This window comes from Flaviflexus huanghaiensis, from assembly GCF_014118685.1.
Classification (GTDB): domain Bacteria; phylum Actinomycetota; class Actinomycetes; order Actinomycetales; family Actinomycetaceae; genus Flaviflexus; species Flaviflexus huanghaiensis.
The window spans coordinates 1-4990 of sequence record NZ_JACFAK010000025.1; the positions used below are offsets into that span (position 1 = coordinate 1).

The window sequence follows — 4990 nt, forward strand, 5'->3', positions numbered from 1 at the left end:
CTGCAGACTCATAGCCGACCGCTGGTTTTTTGATGAGGTCTGGGGCGAGATGATCAACAATGTTTTTGATCATGACATCAAGATCAGCGATCTCATCAGTGAGTTCCAGGTACCTACGTGCAAGGGAGGTTGCGTCCCGTAGTGTGGTGTAACGCTTCCTGATGGTGGGCCCTGGGAAATATAGGGGCGGCCACCGTCAGTAACCTTTCGACTCAACTACCACATCTCACCGAAAGGCGCGTAACGATGACCGCTGCTCCGCATTCTATCGACCCTGCAACCTATCTGGACGATCTGCTGGCACAGGCTTCCCCGGATCTGATGCGTCAGATGCTGCAAGGGTTTATCAACCAGATCCTCTCCGCCCAGGCTGATACCGTCTGCGGGGCTGAATACGGCGTCGCTTCTGCCGAGCGGGTCAACTACCGTAACGGGTACCGTCACCGAGACCTCGACACCCGGGTCGGCACGATCGATGTGGCGGTACCGAAGCTGCGCCACGGCGCGTTCTTTCCGGACTGGCTGTTAGAGCGACGCTCACGGGCCGAACGAGCCTTATCGACTGTGATCGCGACCTGCTACCTCAAAGGGGTTTCCACCCGTAGGATGAATGACCTGGTGGCAACACTTGGGATTTCCAACATGTCGAAATCCCAAGTATCGCGCATGTCGGAAGAACTCGACGAGATAATCGCAGACTTCAAAAACCGTCCACTCGATTCCGGCAGGTACGCCTACCTGTCCTGCGACGCATTGACGATCAAAGTGCGCGAAGGCGGCCGAGTGGTCAAATGCTCCGTACTTTTGGCCACCGGTGTTAATGCTGACGGCTACCGTGAAATGCTCGGCATGCATGTTGCCACTGCGGAATCCAACGCATCGTGGAAAGGCTTTTTCCAGGACTTAAAAGCCCGCGGGCTTCGTGGTGTCTTCCTTATCACCAGTGACGCCCACGAAGGCATCCAGCACGCCATTTCTGAAGTGCTGCCTGATGCGTCGTGGCAGCGGTGCCGCACCCACTTCGCGAAAAACCTCTACGAAAAGGTGGGTCTGCTGAAGGTTTAGGTGACAGCTTGTTTTCATGCCGCTGTTGCGGCGGGTGTGTTCATCATGGTTTCGAATTCGATCGGAGTCAAACGTCCCAGGCCGGCTTGTCGGCGCCGACGATGATAGGTCCCTTCGATCCAGGCCATGATCGCACCGCGCAGCTGGTCACGAGTGGCCCAGCGCTGACGATCGAGAACGTTGTTCTGTAGCAGAGCGAAGAAGCTCTCCATGGCTGCATTATCACCAGCAGCCCCGACCCGGCCCATTGACCCGACCAGTCCGTGGCGATTCAGCGCGGCCAAGAAATCTCGGCTACGGAACTGCGAGCCTCTGTCGCTGTGGACGACACAACCGGCAACTGGCCCGCGTATGCTGACTGCGTTTTCCAGTGCGGCCACGGCAAGATCAGATGTCATGCGAGAGGCCATGGAATAGCCGACGATCTTGCCAGAGAAGGCATCCTTGACCGCGCACAGGTAGAGCCGGCCTTCATCGGTCCAGTGCTCGGTAATATCGGTCAGCCACAGCCGATTGGGCCCATCAGCAGTGAATTCGTGCCGGACCCTGCCGTGTTCATCGATCCGGGCGCACAGGTCGTCGTGGACCGCAGGTCCGGGCTTCTTTCCATTCTTGGCCCGCTTCTTGCCAAACACTGACCACCAGCCGTTATCGGAAGCAATTTTCCACGCGGTGCGATCACTCATGTCTTGACCTGCTTCGCGTGCCACATCAGCTAACAGGCGATGTCCGAACCCAAGATCAGCCCGGTGAGCATCGAATAAAGTGTTGGCACGGTAGGCTTCCACGAGCTCGGTATCGGTGATTGGATTGGCCAGCCACCGGTAGTAGGGCTGACGGGCAAGCTTTAAGACCCGGCACGTGACCGTAACGGGGATCCCGTCCTCGGCGAGCTCGCTCACGAGCGGGTAGAGCCTTTTCCCGGCAGATGTGCCTGCGACAAATACGCGGTTGCTCGCCGCAACACTTCCACTTCCTGCTCCAGTAGCCGGTTGCGTTTACGCAGCTCGCGCAGCTCATCACCATCGGCACGTGTCGCTCCCAGTTGAGCGCCTTCATCGATCTTTGCTTGGCGCATCCATTTATCCAACGTGCCTACGTGAATGCCGAAGTCATTGGCAATCTGGTCGCGCGTCACTCCCGGGCCACGGCTATTGGCAACGCGTACCACGTCGTCGCGGAACTCTTGGGGAAACGATCTTGGCATAACTGTCATTCTTCCAGACCAGCACACCGGCTAGCCAGATCAGATGTCACCTAAACCTTCAGCAGACCCTTTTGCCCATTCCAAGTATTTCGTCATGTTCATGCCGAAATGAATTGTTGCTCCAGGGTTCCAGCCAATGATCGCGGTAGCGTGCCCGTTCACGTGAATGGGTTGATATGCAGCAAGGAGGAAACCACCGAGTGTTAACTCTACCCAATCGATGTGTGGTGCTAGCAGGTCCCAGGCAGGGGTTACCCAAGAGGATTGTTCCCCGAGGAAATATGTCCAGTTGCGTACTACCTCCTGGTCATCCATGAGATGTGGTGCGCGTCTGACAAGTTCTGCCCAGTCAGATGGTTCCTTGATCTGGAACCCTCGCCCCTGTGTTGGCGACTGGCTGAGTGGTGTGGTGCGCGGGTCTCCTTCCAATATGGTGTCATTGTCGACGCACCAGAGCAGAGTGCTCGGGTCATTGCCGACGGGTCCCTGGGTGGTTTGAAGTGTGTCATGCCCGCGAGGTTGGTTGCTCCAGCCCCCAAAATCACCCAAGTCAGCCAGCGGTCCGGTGCCGATATCCTTCGCGGTGATAACTGGAGTGGTGGCACCGTCCCACCACCAATTGAAGCGAGGCTTGTGAGCAATCTGGCGGGCTAAGGGGCGGAAGCACTCACGGAACTGGAAAAGTCGTGACTGCGGTCTGTTAATTTCTGCAAGGTGGCCCCAGCTGAGCCCCATGGCAATGGAGCCGATATGACGGATGATGAGCTCCATCGACTCGTTTAACGCAGGCATCCCTCGTTTTGCCACGCTCTGGTCAAGCCATTTTTGTGCATTAGCATCACTCATGCCATCCAGTTCACGCGGGTCGGCATAGGCTCCTTCCAAGGCTTGAGCATCAATGCGAGAAACAGAATAGAAAAAGCACAACGCTGGGGATGAGTTCAGCAATCGCTCAACCCGATAATCTTGGATCCTCGCTGGCGTGGTTTTAGGCATGGCGGCACTCACGTGAGTAGGTGCCGCTTCTGGACATGAGGTAGTGCTTACAACCCTTGTAGTCCGTAATGAAATGTACATTTACGGCTTGCCAACGCGTTTTTTCACGGCTTGCGCACTTCATTCCCTGCATCCCCATCCACGTGTATGACTTTGTCACTGGAACAATGGTGGGGGATTTCTCCGTGTACCTCAAAGTTGGAGAGAAAACTCCCCACGATCGGAGTTGAACGATGAAGGATACACTTCTCGGCCGATGAGTACATGCACTTGTTGGTTTTGTTGCCAGCTTCCCCGTCGATTTACGAACATAAACACCTTGGGTGCTTGTGGAACATGAATCGCGAGTACTTGTTGCTGCGTTTGGCAAATTGAGTCCAGTGACACCCTCAATAGTTCCTTCGCTAATGCCGTCGTCAATTTCTGCGAGAAATTCACCCGTTGGCAATTCAATAATCTCAACTGAATCGGTGCCCAGCTCGTCGAATAGCTCATCTAGTTCCAGGAGCTGTTCATTTGACAATCCGTCCTCGCTATCCTCTGTGATTGACTGTAAGAAGTCTTGATCTGTGGCAACTTGATCTGCGGCACTGAGAGGGGCGTAATTTCCAACTCGGCTACTGGAATTGCTCAAATCCATCTCCAGTGGTGCGACGAGTTCAGATGCCGGTAGGCGATTCGTCATTTGCTCTGGCGAGTGGGAGACTGTGGAGAGGCTATAGGCGCTGGAAACGATAAATGATAATGACATCAATGTTGCGATGAATTGCATGAAAAACTCCTGCTTCCTGCTTTTTAGTAGAGGTCTCTCATGCCATCAAAGTTGCTGTCGCAAATTGACTATTGTTGCGGGCCGTTCTGTGTTCGAAGAGTACAAATGCAAAACCCCTGTGGAATGGGACTTTTGGCCGTATATGACAAATTCCCTTTCTATTTCGTAGAAAACTGAGAGCTACCCGGATTATTAAGAGATGTAATTCGTGGGCTTGCTCTGTAACGATTTAATCTGCACAGCGTGCTTTGGGCAGGACCCGGGAAAACACTAACAACCAAGTGCGATGCTCTAGTCGTGGCAACGTTGGATCTTCGCACTTCCAAGACTCCAAATCTCATGTGAAAAATCGTTTAATGCTGAATGATTTTTGGTCAAGTCCTTTGGTGTGGTGTAACTTTTCGGGGTTGGGTTAGGCGGTGAGGAAGAGTTCCTGGCCGGGATGGTGATCGCCTTGCCCTGCGGGAGCGTTGAGGGTGTGGACGAGTTTTCGCATGGAGACTTCGGAGAAGTAGCGCCGTTCGGCGTGGTCAAGTCCCTTTGAGTGGTGTGGCGGATTTTCCTTCGTTTCGTTGGTTCGGGGTTAGGCGCTGAGTTCGAGTGGGTGTTCGTCGCTCACCTCGATCCCGGAATCATTTACGGCTTGGAAGCGGCTTCTGGCAAGGACATCGAGGCTGAGGTAGCGGCGCCCTTCGGCCCATTCATCGGTCTGCTCAGCAAGGACCGCACCGACCAGACGGATGATCGCTTCTCGGTTGGGGAAGATCCCCACCGAATCGGTGCGACGCCGGATTTCTCGGTTGAGGCGTTCGTTGGGGTTGTTCGGTCATTGTCAAGCTGCGTGGAGTCGGTCGGTGTTAGTTTCAGAGTTCTGCGTGAGCAGGTTGATGCCGACTATCTCGGCTGGTGCGGGCGTGGAGGGTTGTCGCCGGAATCGTTCGGGGTGCCGT

Annotated in this window: 3 protein-coding genes and 3 pseudogenes; 1 reads left to right on the forward strand and 5 read right to left on the reverse strand. The window is 54.9% G+C overall.

What is annotated here, in order from left to right; all coding sequences use genetic code 11:
• Positions 1 to 127: pseudogene (locus H7E91_RS11255) on the reverse strand (IS110 family transposase); the annotation flags it as partial.
• Positions 128 to 246: 119 nt separating this feature from the next.
• Here H7E91_RS11255 and H7E91_RS11260 point away from each other — a divergent pair.
• Positions 247 to 1035, forward strand: a pseudogene (locus H7E91_RS11260) (IS256 family transposase); the annotation flags it as partial.
• 44 nt (positions 1036 to 1079) lie between these two features.
• Here H7E91_RS11260 and H7E91_RS11265 read toward each other — a convergent pair.
• The 4 genes and pseudogenes from H7E91_RS11265 to H7E91_RS11280 all read right to left on the reverse strand — a co-directional run.
• Positions 1080 to 2272, reverse strand: a protein-coding gene (locus tag H7E91_RS11265) for an IS3 family transposase (protein ID WP_182355216.1) whose coding sequence is annotated in 2 segments (ribosomal slippage) — positions 1080 to 1985 and positions 1988 to 2272 — 1191 coding nt in all. Because the reading frame shifts where the segments join, the coding sequence is not laid out codon by codon here.
• 39 nt (positions 2273 to 2311) lie between these two features.
• Positions 2312 to 3280, reverse strand: a complete 969-nt coding sequence (locus tag H7E91_RS11270) for a hypothetical protein (RefSeq protein ID WP_182355212.1) — start codon at positions 3278 to 3280, stop codon at positions 2312 to 2314.
• The gene (locus tag H7E91_RS11275) at positions 3261 to 4040 is read right to left on the reverse strand and encodes a hypothetical protein (protein WP_182355214.1); all 780 of its coding nucleotides are present in this window, start codon (positions 4038 to 4040) and stop codon (positions 3261 to 3263) included. Before H7E91_RS11275 ends, H7E91_RS11270 begins: the two co-directional genes overlap by 20 nt.
• 583 nt (positions 4041 to 4623) lie before the next feature.
• Positions 4624 to 4863, reverse strand: a pseudogene (locus H7E91_RS11280) (transposase); the annotation flags it as partial.
• Between the last annotated feature and the right edge of the window lie 127 nt (positions 4864 to 4990).